The sequence below is a fragment of the Acidisoma sp. L85 genome (assembly GCF_009765865.1).
GTDB lineage: Bacteria > Pseudomonadota > Alphaproteobacteria > Acetobacterales > Acetobacteraceae > Acidisoma.
Map to the genome: position 1 here is coordinate 245,992 of NZ_LMUQ01000026.1, position 18,282 is coordinate 264,273.

At 65.3% G+C, this 18,282-nt stretch carries 17 protein-coding genes; 9 read left to right on the forward strand and 8 right to left on the reverse strand.

The window, feature by feature from the left end:
• Nucleotides 1-280: 280 nt before the first annotated feature.
• Complete coding sequence (locus tag GSQ83_RS07085) at nucleotides 281-1,258, forward strand: patatin-like phospholipase family protein (RefSeq protein WP_254065538.1); 978 nt, start codon at nucleotides 281-283, stop codon at nucleotides 1,256-1,258.
• Nucleotides 1,255-2,256, forward strand: coding sequence for a HAMP domain-containing sensor histidine kinase (locus GSQ83_RS07090; protein ID WP_158802179.1), 1,002 nt, complete (start codon nucleotides 1,255-1,257; stop codon nucleotides 2,254-2,256). Before GSQ83_RS07085 ends, GSQ83_RS07090 begins: the two co-directional genes overlap by 4 nt.
• A 12-nt stretch (nucleotides 2,257-2,268) precedes the next feature.
• On the opposite strand, the gene GSQ83_RS07095 is transcribed toward GSQ83_RS07090, so the two are convergent.
• Nucleotides 2,269-3,492: an MFS transporter gene (locus GSQ83_RS07095; protein WP_158802180.1), complete on the reverse strand. Its 1,224-nt coding sequence runs from the start codon at nucleotides 3,490-3,492 to the stop codon at nucleotides 2,269-2,271.
• Nucleotides 3,493-3,661: 169 nt separating this feature from the next.
• Here GSQ83_RS07095 and GSQ83_RS07100 point away from each other — a divergent pair, with 169 nt between their 5' ends.
• Complete coding sequence (locus tag GSQ83_RS07100; protein ID WP_158802181.1) at nucleotides 3,662-5,230, forward strand: amino acid permease; 1,569 nt, start codon at nucleotides 3,662-3,664, stop codon at nucleotides 5,228-5,230.
• Between the two features lie 43 nt (nucleotides 5,231-5,273).
• Here GSQ83_RS07100 and GSQ83_RS07105 read toward each other — a convergent pair whose 3' ends face one another.
• From GSQ83_RS07105 to GSQ83_RS07125, 5 genes are read right to left on the reverse strand one after another with little or no spacing between them, the layout of a single operon-like run.
• On the reverse strand, nucleotides 5,274-6,698 hold the full coding sequence (locus tag GSQ83_RS07105; RefSeq protein WP_254065539.1) for an FGGY family carbohydrate kinase: 1,425 nt from the start codon (nucleotides 6,696-6,698) through the stop codon (nucleotides 5,274-5,276).
• Nucleotides 6,695-7,903 carry an NAD(P)/FAD-dependent oxidoreductase gene (locus tag GSQ83_RS07110; RefSeq protein ID WP_158802182.1) on the reverse strand — a complete coding sequence of 403 codons (1,209 nt, stop codon included), beginning with the start codon at nucleotides 7,901-7,903 and terminating at the stop codon, nucleotides 6,695-6,697. Before GSQ83_RS07110 ends, GSQ83_RS07105 begins: the two co-directional genes overlap by 4 nt.
• Nucleotides 7,900-9,312, reverse strand: coding sequence for an NAD(P)/FAD-dependent oxidoreductase (locus GSQ83_RS07115; protein WP_158802183.1), 1,413 nt, complete (start codon nucleotides 9,310-9,312; stop codon nucleotides 7,900-7,902). The genes GSQ83_RS07110 and GSQ83_RS07115 overlap by 4 nt, the downstream gene beginning before the upstream one ends.
• Nucleotides 9,293-9,961: an MBL fold metallo-hydrolase gene (locus tag GSQ83_RS07120; RefSeq protein WP_158802184.1), complete on the reverse strand. Its 669-nt coding sequence runs from the start codon at nucleotides 9,959-9,961 to the stop codon at nucleotides 9,293-9,295. Before GSQ83_RS07120 ends, GSQ83_RS07115 begins: the two co-directional genes overlap by 20 nt.
• Before the next feature lie 5 nt (nucleotides 9,962-9,966).
• Complete coding sequence (locus GSQ83_RS07125; RefSeq protein ID WP_158802185.1) at nucleotides 9,967-10,695, reverse strand: DUF6134 family protein; 729 nt, start codon at nucleotides 10,693-10,695, stop codon at nucleotides 9,967-9,969.
• A 233-nt stretch (nucleotides 10,696-10,928) separates the two neighbouring features.
• Between GSQ83_RS07125 and GSQ83_RS07130 the strand changes: the two genes are divergently transcribed.
• The 3 genes from GSQ83_RS07130 to gltA all read left to right on the forward strand — a co-directional run bounded on the left by GSQ83_RS07130 (nucleotide 10,929) and on the right by gltA (nucleotide 14,541).
• Nucleotides 10,929-11,456: a histidine phosphatase family protein gene (locus tag GSQ83_RS07130; RefSeq protein ID WP_158802186.1), complete on the forward strand. Its 528-nt coding sequence runs from the start codon at nucleotides 10,929-10,931 to the stop codon at nucleotides 11,454-11,456.
• A 5-nt stretch (nucleotides 11,457-11,461) separates the two neighbouring features.
• Nucleotides 11,462-13,066, forward strand: a complete 1,605-nt coding sequence (locus GSQ83_RS07135; RefSeq protein ID WP_158802187.1) for a CHAD domain-containing protein — start codon at nucleotides 11,462-11,464, stop codon at nucleotides 13,064-13,066.
• 167 nt (nucleotides 13,067-13,233) lie between these two features.
• The gene (gene gltA / locus GSQ83_RS07140; RefSeq protein WP_158802188.1) at nucleotides 13,234-14,541 is read left to right on the forward strand and encodes a citrate synthase; all 1,308 of its coding nucleotides are present in this window, start codon (nucleotides 13,234-13,236) and stop codon (nucleotides 14,539-14,541) included.
• Between the two features lie 23 nt (nucleotides 14,542-14,564).
• Here the strand turns inward: gltA and GSQ83_RS07145 are convergent, their stop codons facing one another.
• Nucleotides 14,565-15,437, reverse strand: coding sequence for a glycerophosphodiester phosphodiesterase family protein (locus tag GSQ83_RS07145; protein WP_158802189.1), 873 nt, complete (start codon nucleotides 15,435-15,437; stop codon nucleotides 14,565-14,567).
• Between the two features lie 9 nt (nucleotides 15,438-15,446).
• Nucleotides 15,447-15,689, reverse strand: a complete 243-nt coding sequence (locus GSQ83_RS07150) for a hypothetical protein (RefSeq protein WP_158802190.1) — start codon at nucleotides 15,687-15,689, stop codon at nucleotides 15,447-15,449.
• Nucleotides 15,690-15,867: 178 nt separating this feature from the next.
• Here GSQ83_RS07150 and GSQ83_RS07155 point away from each other — a divergent pair, with 178 nt between their 5' ends.
• The 3 genes from GSQ83_RS07155 (at nucleotide 15,868) to GSQ83_RS07165 (ending at nucleotide 18,039) form a co-directional block, all read left to right on the forward strand.
• Entirely contained in the window at nucleotides 15,868-16,596 is a 729-nt protein-coding gene (locus tag GSQ83_RS07155; protein WP_158802191.1) for an orotate phosphoribosyltransferase, read from the forward strand.
• Nucleotides 16,597-16,821: 225 nt separating this feature from the next.
• Nucleotides 16,822-17,436 (forward strand): 30S ribosomal protein S4, encoded by a 615-nt coding sequence (gene rpsD, locus GSQ83_RS07160; RefSeq protein ID WP_158802192.1) that lies wholly within the window; start codon nucleotides 16,822-16,824, stop codon nucleotides 17,434-17,436.
• Between the two features lie 69 nt (nucleotides 17,437-17,505).
• Nucleotides 17,506-18,039 carry a GNAT family N-acetyltransferase gene (locus GSQ83_RS07165; protein ID WP_158802193.1) on the forward strand — a complete coding sequence of 178 codons (534 nt, stop codon included), beginning with the start codon at nucleotides 17,506-17,508 and terminating at the stop codon, nucleotides 18,037-18,039.
• The last annotated feature ends 243 nt before the right edge of the window (nucleotides 18,040-18,282 follow it).

Below are 18,282 nucleotides of genomic sequence, written 5' to 3' on the forward strand. Positions count from 1 at the left end.
CCTCGCCGTCGAAGGGGGCCGCACGGTCATCCGCAGCAACGAAGGCGGCGCCCGTCACAGGCACCGTTTTCGGCGGCGGTGTATAGGGGCCGCCAGAAGCTCACGTCAATGCCACGCGGATTTTTGGTTCCAGTTGGCACCGGCCCTAACCCCCACCCGGCCACCCATCAGCGTACTGTCGGGGGTGGCCGGGCGGGGTGAGGGCGGTGCCGACTGGAACTTGGATCCGCTAAGAAGTTGCCGCCGCCTCGTTGAAGGCTCACTTACCCCAGGAATGACATTGAACGCGACTCCTTCAGACGCCCGGCAGGGCGGCATTGCTTTCGCTCTCCAGGGCGGCGCTGCGCATGGCGCCTTCGCCTGGGGCGTGATCGACCGCCTGCTCGAACGCGATGTCGTGCCAACGCGGGTCTGCGGCGTTTCGGCGGGGGCGATGTTGGGCGCCGTGCTGGTACAGGGTCTGGCGCAGGGTGGAGCGGCTGGCGGCCGAGCAGCGATGCATCGCCTTTGGCAGGGTGTCGCCTCCGCCGGCGCCCTCAGCCCGATTCGCAGCTCGCCCTTGGAAAAGTGGCTCTACGGCTGGGATCTGTCGAACAACATGGCCTGGGCCGGCCTCGAGACGACGATGCGGCTGTTCAGCCCGCATCAGCTCAACCCTCTTGGGCACAATCCGCTCCGCGCGCTTCTCGAGGAGCTGATTGACCCGGCGCTGCTGGAACATCCGGATGCACCGCGACTCCATGTCGGTGTGACCGACGTGGAGACCGGGGCGCCGGTGATCTTCGGCAATGACGCGATCACCGTCGACGTGCTGCTCGCCTCCGCCTGCCTGCCGCTGGTGTTCCCAGCGGTGGAGATCGATGGCCGCGCCTATTGGGACGGCGGCTACAGCGGCAATCCGCCGCTCCGCCCGCTGCTCAACCCGCTGCCCGACGAACTCTGGATCATCCGTGGCCAGCCCGAGCGGCGGCGCGGCGTGCCGAGGACCCCGGCCGAGATCATGAACCGGCTGAACGAGATCGCGTGCCACACGGTGCTGGAGACCGAACTCGCGGCCTTGCCGGCCGGCATCCTGCTGCGCTCAATCGACGCTGACCCTACGCTCGCGGAACTGCCGATTTCCAGTAAGTTCAACACCGAGTTCGACTTCCTGACGGAGCTTTTCACGGCTGGCCAGGCGGCGGCAGACGACGCCCTCGCGCAGCCGGCTGAGGCCACGCCGGAGCCACATATCGGCCAGCCCAACGCTTCTGCATGAGGAGGTCGGACGGCCTTCCTCGTCGGTTCTTCCTGCGGATCTTTATCGCCGCCGTCCTCGCTGAGGCCGTGACCCTTGCCCCCGCCACTGCTCTCTTGCCGATGGCGACCGGACCCATACTGGTGCTTTGCCTCATCGGTCTGGTTGCCGCCTTCGCCGTGGCCTCAGTCGCGGCGGTGCTGGCAAGGCGCTGGATCGCCACACCACTGGGACAGATCACCGGGGCGCTAACCGCGACGCGCGAGGAGCTGGACGCGCTTTCGCTGGCCTCCGTGGAGGCCGACGAGGTCGCGGCGCTTACCGCTGCCATCCATCGCCACGATCAGCGATTGCGCGACGCTCTCTGGCGGCAGAACCGGCTCGCCGAGCTTGGCGTCGCGGCGGCCAAAGTTCACCACGACCTTCGTAATCTGCTGACCTCGGCGATGCTGGTTGCCGACCGGCTGCAGGAGTCGGAGGACAAGGCCGTGAGCCGAGCGGGGGGCAGGCTGGTAAGTGCGGTGGAACGATCGACCGCGATGCTGCAGTCGGCGTCCGACTTCGCCGGAGAGGCGCGCCCTGCCCTCACCCCGTCGCGTTTTCGATTGGCCGAGCTGGTGGACGAGATTGCACTCAACCTCGGGGAAACGCACCGCTCGCTGTCGGTGGAGAACCGCGCCCCGGCCGAGCTGGAGGTCGAAGCGGATCGTGCTCACCTCGACCGCGCCTTTGCCCATGTCCTGCGCGTGGCAGCGGATGCCCAGGCAAAGGTCGCCGTGGTCGAGGCACGTACGGAAGCCCGCAGGATCGTCATTTTCGTGACCGACGACGGCACCGAGTTCGCACCGGCCATGCGGGACGATGCGTTCCGCGCCTTCTCCGGCTGCTATCGCTACGGGAGCACGGGTCTTGGCCTGGTCATCGCCCGGGACGTGATGCTTGCCCATGGCGGCGACATCACGCTCGCACCGGAGATGCCCGAGGGCCGCACCCGCATCGTGCTGACCCTGCCGGCTTAGGCGGCGACTCCGCTAGGCCAATCGCTCGGCCTCCCGCGCCTCGTTGCCGAGTTTGACGTGCCGGTTCTCCACCCCGAAGCCGACAAGCAGGGCGATCACCACCGCGACGGTGCCCGCCACCCCGGCCAGCGCCCAGCTGTAATTGTGGCCGTTCCGGGCACCGATCGCCGTTTGCAAGGTCGCGTTATACGAGGCGAGGAAATTGCCGAGCTGGTAGACGACGCCCGGGAAGGTTCCGCGAATTTCGCCCGGTGACAGCTCGTTTAGATGCGCTGGGATGATGCCCCAGGCGCCCTGCACCATGAACTGCATGAGGAAGGCGCCGAGGCCGAGCACCCAAGGCGACGAAGCGAAGGCCCAGAGCGGAATGACGAGCAGAGAGAGCAGCGACGCGATGACCATGGCGCGGCGCCGGCCGATATGCTGAGAGACCGCGCCAAAGGACAGCCCGCCGAGGATCGCGCCGATATTATAGGTCAAGGCGATCATCGTGATGGTGCCGTGGCTGAAGCCATGCTGCGCCTTCAGGAAAGCCTTGGGGTAGATGTCCTGCGTGCCGTGGCTGAAGAAGTTGAAGGCGGTCATCAGGATCACCGCGTAGATCGTGAGACCGATGTGGCGGCGCAGGACCTCGGTGATCTTGACCTTCGGCTTCTCCTGGATGCGTTCCCAATCCGGGCTCTCGGGAACGTTGCGGCGGATATAGAGCACCAGCAGCGCCGGCAGCGCGCCCACGATGAACAGGCCACGCCAGCCGACATAAGGTCCGAGAATGCCGTAGGCGAGCGTCGCCAGCAGATAGCCGCTGGGATATCCCGCCTGTAGCAGGCCGGAGACCCAGCCACGCCAGCGCGCCGGAATCGTCTCCATCGTCAGCGAGGAGCCGACGCCCCACTCGCCGCCCATGGCGATGCCAAAAAGGGCGCGCAGAAACATGAAGGCGAGCAGCGTCGGCGCGAGACCCGACAGCAGCTCCAGCCCGGAGAAGCAGAGAATATTGATCATCATGACCGGCCGCCGCCCATACCGGTCCGCGAGACGGCCAAAGATGAAGGCGCCGACGGCGCGCATCGCAAGCGTCAGAGTGATGGCGAGGCTGGCCGTGGTCAGCCCAACTCCGAAGGTCCGCGCAACGTCGTCGAAGACGAAAATCATGATGAAGTAATCGAAGGCGTCGAGGGTCCAGCCGAGGTAGGAGGCGACGACGACCCGGCGTGCATTTCCAATGTCTTGCATCAACCACCCCTTCCGCGGCCGCAGCTTCGATCGCTACGCCTTTGCCGAGGGCAATCCTGTCAGTTTCGTCATGAACTGCCAACCCGGCGCCGGCCGGCAGAAAACTCTGTCGTTGAGTTTTTTGGTAATATTCCCGTAACCTTCCTCATCATTTCGTGAAAGGCTGCGCATGACCCAGCCCACCGGGCCTCTTCGACCACCATCGCCGCACGAGCCGGAAGTTCTCGATAGCGATACCCAACATCTGCACAAGATGGGCTACGCGCAGGAACTTTCGCGCCGGATGCCACTCTTCTCCAATTTCGCCATATCATTCTCAATTATTTGTATTCTTGCTGGCGGCATCACATCGTTTCAGCTCGGATTCAGCTCGACCGGCGGTTTCAGCATCGGCGTTGGCTGGCTCATCGGTTCCGTCTTCGCGGTCATCGTCGCATGCTCGATGGCACAGATCGCTTCGGCCTATCCGACGGCGGGTGGCCTTTACCATTGGTCCTCGATCCTTGGCGGCCGGGGCTGGGGATGGGCGACGGCCTGGATCAATCTGCTCGGCCTCATCTTCGTCGTGGCCTCGGTCGATGTCGGCGTCTATCTGCTGTTCACCCAGCTGATCCTGACCAATATCTTCCACATCGACGTGTCGCATTGGGGGCTTACGCAGCAGGCTATCGGCGTGATTCTGATCACCGCGAGCCAGGCGCTGTTCAATCATTTCGGCATCCGCGTCACGACCAAGCTCACCGACTTTTCCGGCTACCTCATCCTGGTCACCGCCGTGGTGCTGACCATCGCGATGCTCTACGCGGCACCCTCGATCCATATCAGCCGCCTCTTCACCTTCGTGAACAATACCGGCGATGCGGGCGGCGGGGTCTTCCCGACCCATACCGGGCCGTTGATGGCCTTGCTGCTCGGTCTTATCCTGCCGCTCTATACGATCACTGGCTTCGACGCCTCCGCCCATACCTCCGAAGAAACGGTTGACGCGCAGCGGACGGTGCCGAAGGGCATGATTCATGCCGTCGTCTGGTCCGGCCTATTCGGCTACATCATGGCCTGCTCCTTCGTGCTTGCCATGCCCGACATGACCAAGGCGGCGAAGGACGGCGGCAACGTCTTCTTCAACCTGCTCGGCGGTTTGCCGATCGCGGTTTGGCTCAAATACCTGATCTTCATCGCGATCGTGCTGGCCAACTACCTTTGCGCGCTGGCCGGCGTCACATCGACCTCCCGCATGCTCTTCGCCTTCGCGCGCGACGGCGGGCTGCCCTTCTCGAACACTCTGAAGCGGGTGAACCCGCATTACCGCACGCCGGTTCCGGCGATCTGGACCGTCGCGGTACTGTCCTTCCTCGCGACGCTCTACTCGCCCGCCTTCAACGCGCTCGCCGCCGGCTGCGCCGTGTTCCTCTATGTCTCCTACGCCATGCCGGTTTTCGCGGGTCTTCTCGCCGAGGGCCGGAGCTGGACCGATTTCGGCCCCTTCCGGCTCGGCGCGCTGTCCAAGCCTTTCGCGGTGATCACCGTGGTTGGCGGAATTATCCTGCTCTACATCGGCACCCGGCCGCCGAACGACATTCTCGATAGCTACGCGATCGGCGCCCTGGTGCTGCTGGTGATCGGCTGGTTCGCGCTGGAGCGCCGCCGGTTCAAGGGCCCGCCGATTGGCGACGCCGCGATCCGCGCGCGCCAGGCCGCAATCCTCGCCGAGGAGCGGGCATTGGAGGCAGAAGCCTAAGACGACGCGGCGTTTCCCGGCCGGCGCCGTGTGTCGGCCGGGGTCAGCGCCAGTTCTTCGCGCGCCGAATTGCCTCAGCGAAACGCACCAGATCGGCTTCGGCCACAGGCGGGCCGGGCGAGTAACGGCGGCCATCCGCATGGGGCGCCGCCTGCGCTCGTCCCAGCCCCTCGGCGGCCATAAGCGCCGCGCCGAGGGCTGCCGCCTCACCCTCAAAGACCCGCACCTCGCGGCCGAGAGCGCGGGCCAGGAACCGGCAGAAATAGCCATTGCGCGATAGGCCGCCATCGATCGAGACAGTGTCCGCCAGTGGCAGCAACCCGCCTATCGCCCGCATGATCTCGGCTGCTCTGAGCGCCACGCCCTCCACTACGGCGCGCGCCATCTCCCGGCCGATCGTATCGATGCCAAGCCCGAGAAACGTGCCCGCCGCTGAACGGTCCCAATGGGGGCAGCCGAGGCCGGTCAGCGCGGGCACGAAGACGAGGCCGCGTTCCAGTGCCGAAGGTCCGTCGAAACTCTCAATCTCCGTGTAGTCCGAGAACAGCCCGATCCGCCGCGCCCAATCGACCGCCGAGGCGGCGTGATAAAGGCCGCCGTCGAGCGCATAGTCCGTGCCGCCCGGCCGCCGCCAGGCAACCGTCGTCAGCACGCCGTTGGTCGTATCCCGCACAGGCTCCGCGCCAGTCAGGGCGAGGGCGAAACCGCCGGTGCCGAAGGTGAACTTGAGTGCGCCCGGCTCCCGGCAGCCATGGCCGAACAAGGCTGCCTGCTGATCGACGAGCGAGGCGCGCACGGCGATGCCCTCGGCCGTCGTGCCGAAGTCGTCGGCGCTCGATAGGATCTCGGGCAGTGTCTCAGGCGAGATGCCGTAAAGGGCGCAGAGCGTCTCGTCCCACCGCTCGGTGTTGAGATTGAGCAGGCCGGTGCGCGAGGCGGTGGAGAGGTCGGTCGCGAAGCGGCTCGTAAGGCGATGGAGGAAGAAAGCGTCGCTCGTGCCGAGCCGAAGACGGCCGAAGGTCGCGAGACGCCGCGCCTCCGGCACGTTATCGAGGATCCAGCGCAGCTTGCCGGCGGAGAAATATGCGTCCAGCGGCAGCCCGGAATGCTTCAGGCTGACCTCCTCCGCTCCCGCCACGCGAAGGGTCTGCAGAAGTTGCTCCGCTCGCGCATCCATCCAGACGATCGCGGGATGGATCGCGCGGCCGGTCTCGGCATCGAAGGCGATAACGGTTTCGCCCTGATTGGCGAGGCCGATTGCCGCCGGTGACTCCGCCTGCCCCGCGGCAAGCGCCGCTGCAATACTTGCCAACAACTCCTCTGGGTCGTGTTCGACCTGGGCCGGCCTCGGGTGTGATTGGGCGTGGCGCCGCTCGAAGACCAGTCGGTGGCGGCCGTCCGGCCAAAGCAGCACCGCCTTGGTGCCTGTGGTGCCTTGGTCGATCCCGAGGATGGGCTGCGCGTTCACGCGATGCGCACCTCAGCCTCGGCAAAGTGCCTGCCGGCGAGGCGCCAGGGTGGAATGGTGTGGCGACGCTCCGCCAGATAGTGCCGCGGCCGGGACCAAATCAGTGTGCCGTCCAGACGGATCTCGAGCTTCCCGCGCACTTCTTCGGTTACCTGGAAGTGGATCGGCGCCATACCCTCCCCGGCCAGGCGCTGCGGATAGAGCGAGCGGATCGCGCCCGCCGCACGAATCAGGCGCGTGTCACCCAACGGCGGCAAAACCCCCGCGAGGTGATCGGCGATTGCCTCGCCCGCCGCCATGCCGTCGCGAAAGCACCGCCCAGCGGTTTCCACCGGATGCACGAGGTTGCCCGCAGCAAAATAGCCCGGCAGCTCGAGGCGGCGGAACTGGTCGATGGATGGGCCGCGTGAGCCCGGATCGACGAGTCCGGGATGATCGGCGAGGAGCGCCGTCTCGGGCCGAAATTTTCCGGTGAAGATCACGCCGTCACACGCAATGACTCTTGTCTGACCGGATGCGAGGCGCAGGCGTACGCCGGTCACGGTTGACCCGCCTTCAATCGCCTCGAGATGCGCGCCGCGCAGCACCGATACGCCGAAGGCATGCCGCGAGACGAGATGGGCGGGCCAGCGGGCGAGCGTGCGGAAACCCTCCCCGATCATCGCCGCGATCTCGATGCCGGCATGGCGGCAGGTCAGGATGGCCGAGAAGGAGACGACCTCAGTGCCGATGATCACCACCCGCCGCACCGGGCGCGCGCCTTGAAGATAGACCAGTTGCTGCAAAGTGCCTGTGGTCATGATACCCGGCGCCCGGATGCCGCCGACGAGCCGCGCGCTGCGCGGCGTCTCCCGCGCCCCGGTCGCGAGCAGCACGGCGCGGGCCCTCAGTTCATACGACCCTTCCGGACCGACGACACTTAGCTGGCCGTCCGGTTGCAGCCTACGCACCGTATGCCGGCGGCGTAGATCCGCACCCGCCCCCAGCTCCGCCGCAAGCCGGCGGGCGAAGTTCGGGCCGGGCATGAGGCGGCCGTATTCGGCGACGCCGTAGCCCGTGTGGCCACAATGCCGGGGAATGCCGCCCGCCTCCGACTCGCGCTCCAGCACGATGACATCGCGCCGTCCCTTCCTGGCCAATGCCCGCACCGCCCCCGCCGCCGTTGGGCCACCGCCGATCACCACCACGTCGCGTTCCGCGCTCATGGCGTGACCAGCTTGGGCGCGAGCGCCGCGACTTGCGCCGCGCAGTAGAAACCTTGGCAGCGGCCCATCATCACCCGCGTGCGCCGCTTGAGGCCACCGAGATCCGCCGCGGGCAGCGGCCCAATGAGCGCCGCCTCGATTTCCCGCCGGGTTACGCCTTCGCAGTGGCAGATGATCGCGCCGGGCGCCGGACCGTCGATCCCGCGCGGCCGATCCTCGGCCAGGTTCGGCATGCGGATAAGGTGCGGCGTTGGCACCGGACGCGGCGGACCGAAGTGACTCGCGTAAAGCGCGCGCACCATGGCCGCCACACCAAGCGAGGCGGTCAGCCCTGTTGAACGGATGCCGCAGGCGGTGATCCAGCGGCGGTCAGGTACCGCCTCCACGACATAATCCTGCCGCTCCGTCGCTGGCCGCAGCCCGGCATAGGTGGCGGTAATCTGTATGTCGCGCAGCGCCGGGAGCCGGGTCTCAGCGACCTCGCGCAGCATGCGAAGCTGGTCCTCCGTGGTCGTGGCATTCTCCCGCTCATCGACCTCCTCGGCGGTTGGGCCGACGAGCAGGTTGCCGTAGACAGTGCGGCAGAGAACGATGCCCTTCGTGCGCTCATTCGGCACTGGCAGCAGGATCGACTGCATCAACGCGGCGGCGGGCTTGTCGTAGACGAGGAACTGTCCGCGTCTTGGGCGGATCGCGAAAGGTGAGGTTCGCGCCAAAGCCTCAACGTGATCGCCGAAAAGACCGGCCGCGTTGACGACCACGCTGGCGCGCACCATTCCACGCGACGTCTCGATCACCCAGCCATCGCCATCGAACCGCGCAGCTGTCACCGCCGCATCGCGCAGCACGCGCGCGCCATGGGCCATCGCTTGCAACGCGTAAGCGAGCGGCGCCGACCACGGATCGATGAGGAACTCACGCGGCACCTGAACGGCGCCGAGTGCGCCACGGGCAAGGGCCGGTTCGCGGCGCGACAACTCCGCCACCTCGATGCGGGCGACGTCCGCCACGCCATTGGCCCGCGCCTTCGCAACGATCGCGTCGAGCTTCGCGACCTCTGTCTCTGTCCAGGCGACGACATGCGCGCCGGTTTTCCACAGCGGCAGGTTAAGGCTCTCATGGATCGCGAGATATTCGTCGTAGCCAGCCTGCATGGCGCGCAGTTCGACGCTGCCAGTGGGCGCATCGAAACCGGTATGCAGGATCGCGGAATTGGCCTTGCTGGCGCCCGACAAAATGTCTCGCCCGCGCTCGATAAGGACGACCGAGAGGCCCTCAAGCGCCAGGGCGCGGGCGATCGCGCAACCGACCACACCGGCGCCGATGATGGCGACATCGGCCGGTTCGATGGTCAGGGACGCCGCGCCGTGGCTTGCTAGGCGGGTTCCGTCACTCGGCCGCGAGGACATAAGGGTTGCTACGCCGCTCCGCCCCGATCGTCGAGCGGGCACCGTGGCCGCAGATGAAAACGACGCTGTCATCGAGCGTCATCAGCTTCGTGCGGATGGATTCCAGTAGCGCCTCCGTGTTCCCGTACGGGAAGTCCGTGCGGCCGACCGAGCCCCGGAACAGGACGTCACCGACAATGGCGAAACCCAAATCGGCGGCGATGAAAACCACGCTGCCGGGCGAGTGGCCGGGGCAGTGGCGCACCGCGAAACGGGCCCCGGCGATCTCGACCTCATCCCCCTCCGCGAGCCAGCGATCGGGCACGACGGGGCGCGCATCCGTGAGGCCATAGCCCTTGCCGGTGATCTCAAGATTGTCGAGCAGGAATTTGTCGGCCTCGTGCGGTCCCTCGATGGGCGGTGGTGTGCCGGCACGTGCGGCTAGCTCGTCCCGCAGCCGCGCTGCCCCGCCCGCGTGGTCGATGTGGCCATGCGTCAGCAGGATGCGGTCGATGTGGATGCCGAGTTTATCGATCGAGGCGAGTAGACGATCGACCTCCCCGCCTGGATCGACAATCACGCCATGCTTTGTCGAGTCGTCCCAGAGGATCGCGCAATTCTGAGCGAAGGGTGTGACGATCTCGATCGCCAGCTTCAGGGGAGTCGCCAAGGATTTCAGACTTTCTGATAGGTGACGAGTGAACCGTCATCGGCATGAAAGGAAAGACCGACCCAATCCCAGGCCGGGGTGAAATAGGTGTCGAACCGTAAGTCGCCACTGGCGTTGAAATGCCGCGCAGTGACGGTGCCACCACTCGCCGTCGGCAGGCTGACCAGCCCCATGTCAACCACATGCGGGTGCATGAGCCGGCCGTCTTCCGTATTCAACATCGGCCCGCTCAGCATCGCGTGATTCCATTGCGAGGTCGGCAGCGCATTCGGCGGTGCCACATAGGTCGCCGGGTGCCGCGTGCCCCGCGCCATGAGCTGCCCGTTGTCGCGCCATCCTTGGGCGTAGAACTTGGTGCCGTTCTTGTTCGTCGTCGACGAGAAACTCAGGAAAGTGCCGTTCTGCCAGGTTTCCGTCTCGTGATGATCGAGCGCGTATATCGTCACCATCGCCAGCGTGACTCTGATGTGAGCCTCGATCGTCACCGTCAGCATGCCGCCCGACTGGTTGAAGCTGATCGTCTCATGCCCGATCACATCGCCATGGCGCACGAGCTGGTAGGTTGCGTGGCCCGACGCCGGGATGACCTGTGCCAATGCCGGGTGGTCGAGCACCAGGGCTGTCGCCCCCGCCGCCGCACCCAGCAAAAAGCGGCGCCGACCCGGGACGCTGTTGCTCTGCTTCTCTGGCGCCACAACCGGAGATTGGAGCGAGTGAAAGAAACCGCCAATCATGCGGCGCGCCCGACAGCCCGAGGCAATGCTGTGTTGGTGGGCGTCTCGCGTTTCGCCAGTTCGAGGTGATCGAGCATCTGGTTCGTCCTCCTTCCTGCAGTCTCGATCCGGCCGGAGAGGCGAATCTGACATGGATGGCCAAGCGTCTTAAGCCTCAGCCATGTTTTACGGACAATAGGTGAGGATGGATGTCCCTGACGACAGGGGTCGGGTTTCGTGGCAGGATCGCGCTCATGCGTCAGCTGCTTCTGCTCCGGCACGCCAAATCAAACTGGGAGGACCCCAGTCTTGCCGATCACGATCGACCCCTCGATAGCGAGGGCCGGTCCGCTACTTCTGGTATGCGCGAGACAATTCTTGGCCTTGGCTTCGCACCTCAACTGGTTCTCGTCTCCTCCGCCCGGCGCACGCGCGAAACGCTTGAATTGCTTGAGCCGCTGCCGGGTTCGCCTCGGATAGAGCGGAGCAGCGACCTGTATTTGGCGAGCCCGCGGCAGATCCTTGACTATCTCGCGCTCACCCCGCGCGAGATCGAGCGCGTGCTGGTGATCGCGCATAATCCCGGCCTGCACGATCTCGCGATGATGCTCAGTGGGGCGCATGGCATAAGCCTGGGCGGCAAACTCACGAGCCGGCTGGCGCGCGGCCTGCCCACCGGCGGCCTGCTCGACTTCTCCGTTGCAGGCCAATGGTCCGACCTGCCGCACGGCGCGCGCTTGTTAAATTTCGTAACTCCCGCCGAAACTCGAGGAAACGCTTGAGCGCCATGAGTAAGAGGGGGCAGCCCGGTGCCCAGGCGCCCACGATCGAGATGATCTGCTCAACCGAGGTCGCGCTCGCCCTCCCCCGCCACGCGGCATTCGGGCGACCACGCGGCACCCGCAGCCGGTTTCGCACAGTGACCCGGACCTTTTACGACACTACCGGCTGGGACCTCGCGGCATGCGACCTGGCCTTGGTCGAGGCTGCCCCGGTATGGAGCGCCGAGACTGTGGGACGCGCGAGGCGCCAGGGTCCTGGGCGGCCCGTCCCGCCCTCCGCGACGTCTATCCACCCGGCGGGAATCGAGGAGCGCCTTGGTCATCCTTTGCCGGGCCCGCTCCGCCCCTTCGCAAGCCTGCACGGCCGCTTGCAGCGACTAGGCCTGAACCATGACGGCGCCCCGCTCGAATTCCGCATCCTGAGCGGCACGCTGACTGCGGTGAACCTGCACGGGGAGATCACCGCCTCGCGTCCGGTCGCGCGCATCGAGATCGAGGGAGATGTCGCCGCGGCGCTGTCCTTCGCGAAGCTGGTCGGGCGGGACACCGCGCTCACGCCATCCCTTCGCAGCCTGCCGCATGAGGCATTGAAGCTTGCCGAGGCTACGCTGCCGGGGCGGGTGCCGGTGAGGCTTAGTCCGGAGATGTCCGCCGCCACGGCATTCGGGACTTTGCTGCGTGACCGGGTCAGCACGCTTCTCAACCTGCTCGGCGGGATCAAGCACGACAGCGGCGAGGAAAATGTCCACCAGGCGCGGGTGACGCTGCGCCGGCTGCGAGCGCTGCTTTTCGCCTTCCGGCCGCTGCTGGGAGAGACCGAGGAAGCGCTGAAACTCGCCTTGGGCGGGCTGAAGGAAGCCTTGGGTCCCGCCAGGGATTGGGATGTCTTCCTTGCCGAAACGGTGGGGCCGCTCGCGGATGGCTTGCCGGCGGAAGATCCCGCCATCGCCTGGCTACGGCAGACCGCGGAACAGCGGCGGAGGGAGGCCTATGCCACGCTTCTTCAATGGCTGGCCGGGGATGCTTTCCGGCAGCTAGCCTGGGATCTGGTGGCTGTCACTTTAGGTGAAGGCTGGAAGGGTGAGGCGCAGAATGAGCTTTCCCCTGAGTTGGCCGCAGAGCCGACGCTTGCTGAAGCCATCGACGCCGTCGCCTCGGATCCCGAGGCGGATGTCCCGCTGCCGCCCGCACTGTCCGAGCCAGCCTATGAGACGATCGACAGCTACGCGCGGCATCTGATTCATCGCCGCTGGAAGAAGATCGCGTGCCCCACGAGCGAAGTGATGGCGCTATCGGACGCGGACCTCCACAGGCTCCGGATCAAATGTAAGAAGCTGCGCTACCAGACTGAAATGTTTTCCGATGTTCTGCCTGAGCGTGAGGCGAGGAAGCTTGTCCAGCGGCTGTCTCAACTGCAGGAGAGTATGGGAAAACACAATGACGGCATCGTCGCGGCGGGTCTGGCGCGCGATCTCCGTCCGCCCAAACCTGACGCGCGCGCTGACGAGGCTTTAGGGCTGGTGCGCGGCTTCGGTGTTGGCGGCGGCCGCAGCGATCGCGGCGAGGTTCTCGAGCTTTGGCGCAAGCTGCTTAAGTCCGGCGCCTTCTAACTTCATCACTGCGACTGACCTCACACCCCGCGATGGCTGCTGCGCCGCGGTTGCTGCAGCAGCGAAGATTGCCAGGGTGAGCCGGCGATATTATGTGCTCTTGAAGGTATCCCACCTTTCCCTCCGAGCCATGCTTGTCGAGGGGTACTAACGCAAAGGGCGGCACAATGACCGATACGGCCAGTGGCTCGGCGACCGTCACGCTGAACGGCTCCAACCGGGTGGCGGAGTTGCCGATCATTACCGGCACAATCGGCCCGGCAGTCGCCGACATCCGAAAACTCTATGCCGACCTCGGTATCTTCACCTTCGACCCTGGCTATGGCGGCACTGCGGCCTGCGAAAGTAAGATCACCTATATCGATGGCGATGAGGGCATCCTGCTGCATCGCGGCTATCCCATTGCCCAGCTCGCCGAACAGTCGAACTTCCTCGAAGTCGCCTATCTCCTGCTGAACGGCTCGCTTCCGAACGAAGTGGAGATGGAAGACTTTCACACCGGCGTCATTCGTCACACCATGGTGCACGAACAGCTTCGCCGCTTCTTCGAGGGCTTTCGGCGTGACGCGCATCCGATGGCAGTGCTGTGTGGCGTCGTCGGCGCGCTCTCGGCTTTCTATCACGACAGTCTCGACATCAATAACCCCGAGCATCGCCGCATCAGCGCTTTCCGCCTGATCGCGAAGCTTCCGACAATCGCAGCCTGGGCCTACAAGTACTCGATTGGCCAGCCCTTCATGTATCCGCGCAACGACCTCGGCTATGCGGCGAATTTCATCTACATGATGAATGCGGTGCCCGCCGAGGAATACGTCGTAAGTCCTGTTCTCGCTCGGGCGATGGATCGTATTCTCATCCTGCACGCGGATCACGAGCAGAACGCCTCGACCAGCACGGTGCGGCTGGCGGGTTCGACCGGCGCCAATCCCTTCGCTTGCATCGCGGCGGGAATTGCCTCGCTTTGGGGTCCCGCGCATGGCGGCGCCAATGAGGCGGTGCTGAAGATGCTTGGCGAGATCGGGCACAAGGACAACATCCCGGACTTCATCGCCAAGGTGAAGGACAAGACGAGCCATATTCGACTGATGGGCTTCGGCCATCGCGTGTATCGCAACTACGATCCGCGCGCGAAGATCATGGAACAGACCTGCCGCGAGGTTCTGGCCGAACTTGGTATCAAGGATGATCCGCTGCTCGATCTGGCCATGGAGCTAGAGAAGATTGCGACGCACGATCCCTATTTCGTCGAGCGCAAGCTGTACCCGAATGTCGATTTCTATTCGGGCATCATCCTAAAGGCTATGGGCTTCCCGACGAGCATGTTCACCGTGCTCTTCGCCGTCGCGCGCACGGTCGGCTGGATTAGCCAGTGGAAAGAGATGGTCGAAGATCCGGCGAACCGCATTGGCCGGCCACGCCAGGTCTACACGGGCGAGACCGCGAGGGACTTCATACCGATGAGCGAACGGGCGTAACGCTCATTCGCTTCGCTTATGGGTCACGTCGCGGCGAAGGCCGCGATCGCGCGCAGGCCGCGGTTCGGATAGTCGGTGGTTATCGCCCCGACGCCCCAGCCAAGGAGGCGGGTCATTTCGGCTTCGTCGTTGACCGTCCAAGGGTTGACGAGCAGACCAAGCGCCTTGGCCTGCGCCACCTGCGCTTCACTTAGACCCTCGTGGTCCGGTCCCCAGGCTGTTATGGCACCTGCCGCAGCTTCGGCCGCGACGGCGCGCGGGATGGAGCCGCCATAGTCGGCGGCGGTCGGGCCATCCCACCAGAGGGCAGCATCGGCCAGGCTCTCCGCATCCGTCAGGAAGCCGAGGCTGAGACCGGGACAGCGTCGTCTTAGGTGGCGCAGCCCGCGCCAGTCGAAGGAGATGACGCGGGCGCGGCCGAGCCCCCCGCCCTCCTCCAGCACCGCCAAAACCGCATCGGCCATGACCTCGGGAGAGGTGCTGTCCGCTGGGCGGTCAGGGTGGGTCTTGAGCTCGACGCTGAGCATGACCTCCGGCCGCAAAGCGACGACCTCGGCGAGCGTCGGAATGCGCAGCCCGTCGAGGCCGCGTTGATCGGGAAAACGGCCCGCCTGGGCGCTCCCCGGGCGGATGCGACCTATGTCGTAACGTGAGAGTTCCGCCAAAGTCAGATCGAGCACGCGCGGTGTCGGCGCATCAATCCAGTCGCCATCCAGCCGGGTAAGATCGGGGTCGAGCCCAGGATCATGGCTCAGAACGACCACGCCATCGGCGGTGAGCGCGATATCCATCTCGATGGCGGTAACGCCAAGAGCGATGGCGGCGGCAAATCCGGGGAGTGAGTTCTCGGGCCATAGGCCACGGGCACCACGATGCCCGTGCAACTCGATCGTCATGGCCGAAAATCAGTCGGCGCAGTCGCAACCGTTGGTCGGCCCCTCGTCGGCGCGGACATGATGGTGATCGATCCACTCGGCAACGAGGCGGCGAGCCTCGGTGAGCGGTGCTTCCGGGTGGTGGATGCGGTAGAGGGTCACGCAGCTTTGGAAGGCCGACATGTCCTCGCAGCCGATCGACCGCAACTCGCCATAGGCGGTTGCCACGGCACGTTCGCAGCGCCTCGCGATGTTGCTGAACTGGCGAACCATCCGGGGTATCGGCTCCTCGCCTCAACGCAGCCGCGACAATCGCGGCCCTTGGTCGTCCTCTATCGGCGGTAGCCCGTGAATTCAAGCGAGCCACCGATAGCCCATACTGCCAGCCGGCGCGCCTTGCGGACAGGGTGTTTTCCACTAGAACCCCCAAAAGGAGATAAGGAGTTCGGACATGGCTGTCCCTTCCCGCAAGATCGCGGGGCATGCGAGCGACTGGGATCGGGACGCGGCCATGACCACGGCCCGCATCCTGCTCGAGATCAACGCGATCAATTTCCGACCCGATGAGCCTTACACCCTCACCTCGGGCTGGAAATCGCCGGTCTATATCGATTGCCGCCGCATCATCTACTTTCCCCGCGCGCGGACCCGGATTTGCGAATTGGCGGTCGAGAAGATTTATCGCCATATCGGCTTCGAATCGGTCGAGGTCGTTGCGGGCGGAGAGACCGCCGGCATCCCCTATGCCGCCTGGATCGCCGACCGCATGGCCGCGCCCATGGCCTATGTCCGGAAAAAACCCAAGGGCTTCGGCCGGAACTCACTCATCGAGGGCGATGTGCCGGAGGGCAAGCACACGCTGCTGGTCGAGGATCTGACCACCGACGGGCAGTCCAAGATCCGGTTCGCCAATTCGCTGCGCGATGCCGGCGCCTTCGTCCACCACGCCTTCGTCATCTTCTTCTACGGCGTCTTCGAGGGCAGCCTGGAGACTCTCGCGGAGAACGATATCGCCCTGCATTACCTCTGCACCTGGTGGGATGTGCTGGAGGCCTGCCGTGAACGCTCCTACTTCCCGGCCGCGGCGCTGGCCGAAGTCCATCGCTTCCTTGAAGCTCCGGCGGACTGGTCGGCGGCGCGAGGCGGCGCGACCTCGAACAAGCTCATCGCCGAAGGCTGAGTTTGGGGGCTGCCATGGTTTGACAGCGGCGGCGCGGCGCCCTAGACAGCGCGCCATTGCTGGGAATGTGGACGAGATGCGGCCTTCCGTGCCTCGCGCCCGCCACCCAAGGCGTTTCGGGCGGAGACTGCTCCTATTGGGGCCGGTCGCCGCCCTTTCGCTGTCTTCCGCCCCAGGGCGGCAGGCCGGGATGGACTACTGGCGCAACACGAGAAGGAGTAGCGCGTGACCAAGCGCCTCGAGAGTAAGTACAAGATTAACCGCCGCCTCGGCGTGAACCTTTGGGGTCGTGCCAAGTCCCCGATCGGCAAGCGCGACTACGGTCCCGGCCAGCACGGCCAGCGCCGCAAGAAGCCGAGCGACTTCGGCGTTCAGCTGATGGCGAAGCAGAAGCTCAAGGGCTACTACGGCAACATCAGCGAGAAGCAGTTCCGCAAGTATTATGAGGAAGCCGTGCGCCGTAAGGGCGACACCAGCGAGAACCTCATCGAGTTGCTCGAGCGCCGGCTGGACGCGGTTGTATACCGCCTGAAATTCGCGGTGACGCCCTTCGCGGCCCGGCAGTTCGTGAGCCACGGCCATCTGATGGTGAACGGCCGCAAGGTGAATATCGCCTCCTACCTCGTCAGCAATGACGACGTGATCGAGGTGCGCGACAAATCCAAGCAGCTGGCCGTCGTGCTTGATGCCGCCCAGAGTTCCGAGCGCGACGTGCCGGAATATATGGAGGTCGATCATCGCGCGATGAAGGGCCGCTTCTTGCGCGCGCCCAAGCTGACCGACGTGCCCTACCCGGTGCAGATGGAGCCGAACCTCGTCGTCGAATTCTATTCGCGCTGAGGGCGGTTTCGGCAGCATCGCCGGATCGGAAAGGGCGCCTGCGGGCGCCCTTTTTTTGTGGAGGCAGCCATGACCGACGTCGTGCTGGAAACGCCGCGTCTTCGCCTTCGCCGGTTCGAGTTGGCGGATGTGCCCGCCTTGCACCTCGCTTTGAGCGACCCCGACGTGATGCGCTACTGGTCAAACTTGCCGCATGAGACCGAGGCGCAAACGCGGACGTTTGTGGAAACGACGATCGCCGCGGTCGTGGCCGGAGACAGCGACGATTTCGTCATCACACAGGATGGCGTTGTCATCGGCAAAGCGGGCCTGTGGCAGGGCTCCGAGATCGGCTTTTTCCTCAGCCGCTCCCATTGGGGACGAGGCCTCGCGCGGGAAGCCTTGCAGGCCGTCATCGGCCGCGCTTTCGCGCGCGATGTGACCGCCATCACGGCGGACATCGATCCTCGCAACGACCGGTCCCTGCGGCTGTTGCTCTCCCTTGGATTCGAGAAAACCGGTGAGGCGCAGGCGACCTTTCGTGTGGGAGAAGTCTGGACCGATAGCGTCTACCTCGCCCTCCCGGCGCCGGACCCGTTGGCGAGATCGATCTATGCTCCTTAGAACAACGCGGATTGCGAGCGCCGGAGCGACGCAGGTTGCGAAGTGAGCTCCGGGCTCGACGCGGACAGCTGTGGCTGCATGACGGGAAGCCATGGCGCCTCTATCTCGCCGCCCGAGGGTAGACCCGCCAAGAATGGCGCGTTTGCGCCAAGTTCCAGATCCCGGTCCTCCCGGGCGACCGCGCCGGCGACGTCGCCGCTCGCCGATCGGTTATAGACAGATACTAGCGTTATTCCCAAGAGT

Excerpts from the sequence above, each read along its gene's own strand:
- GSQ83_RS07090 (WP_158802179.1), top strand. The coding sequence starts at position 1,255 with ATGAGGAGGTCGGACGGCCTTCCTCGTCGGTTCTTCCTGCGGATCTTT.
- GSQ83_RS07095 (WP_158802180.1), bottom strand. The coding sequence starts at position 3,492 with ATGCAAGACATTGGAAATGCACGCCGGGTCGTCGTCGCCTCCTACCTC.
- GSQ83_RS07100 (WP_158802181.1), top strand. The coding sequence starts at position 3,662 with ATGACCCAGCCCACCGGGCCTCTTCGACCACCATCGCCGCACGAGCCG.
- GSQ83_RS07110 (WP_158802182.1), bottom strand. The coding sequence starts at position 7,903 with ATGAGCGCGGAACGCGACGTGGTGGTGATCGGCGGTGGCCCAACGGCG.
- GSQ83_RS07115 (WP_158802183.1), bottom strand. The coding sequence starts at position 9,312 with ATGTCCTCGCGGCCGAGTGACGGAACCCGCCTAGCAAGCCACGGCGCG.
- GSQ83_RS07125 (WP_158802185.1), bottom strand. The coding sequence starts at position 10,695 with ATGATTGGCGGTTTCTTTCACTCGCTCCAATCTCCGGTTGTGGCGCCA.
- GSQ83_RS07130 (WP_158802186.1), top strand. The coding sequence starts at position 10,929 with ATGCGTCAGCTGCTTCTGCTCCGGCACGCCAAATCAAACTGGGAGGAC.
- GSQ83_RS07135 (WP_158802187.1), top strand. The coding sequence starts at position 11,462 with ATGAGTAAGAGGGGGCAGCCCGGTGCCCAGGCGCCCACGATCGAGATG.
- gltA (WP_158802188.1), top strand. The coding sequence starts at position 13,234 with ATGACCGATACGGCCAGTGGCTCGGCGACCGTCACGCTGAACGGCTCC.
- GSQ83_RS07145 (WP_158802189.1), bottom strand. The coding sequence starts at position 15,437 with ATGACGATCGAGTTGCACGGGCATCGTGGTGCCCGTGGCCTATGGCCC.
- GSQ83_RS07150 (WP_158802190.1), bottom strand. The coding sequence starts at position 15,689 with ATGGTTCGCCAGTTCAGCAACATCGCGAGGCGCTGCGAACGTGCCGTG.
- GSQ83_RS07155 (WP_158802191.1), top strand. The coding sequence starts at position 15,868 with ATGGCTGTCCCTTCCCGCAAGATCGCGGGGCATGCGAGCGACTGGGAT.
- GSQ83_RS07165 (WP_158802193.1), top strand. The coding sequence starts at position 17,506 with ATGACCGACGTCGTGCTGGAAACGCCGCGTCTTCGCCTTCGCCGGTTC.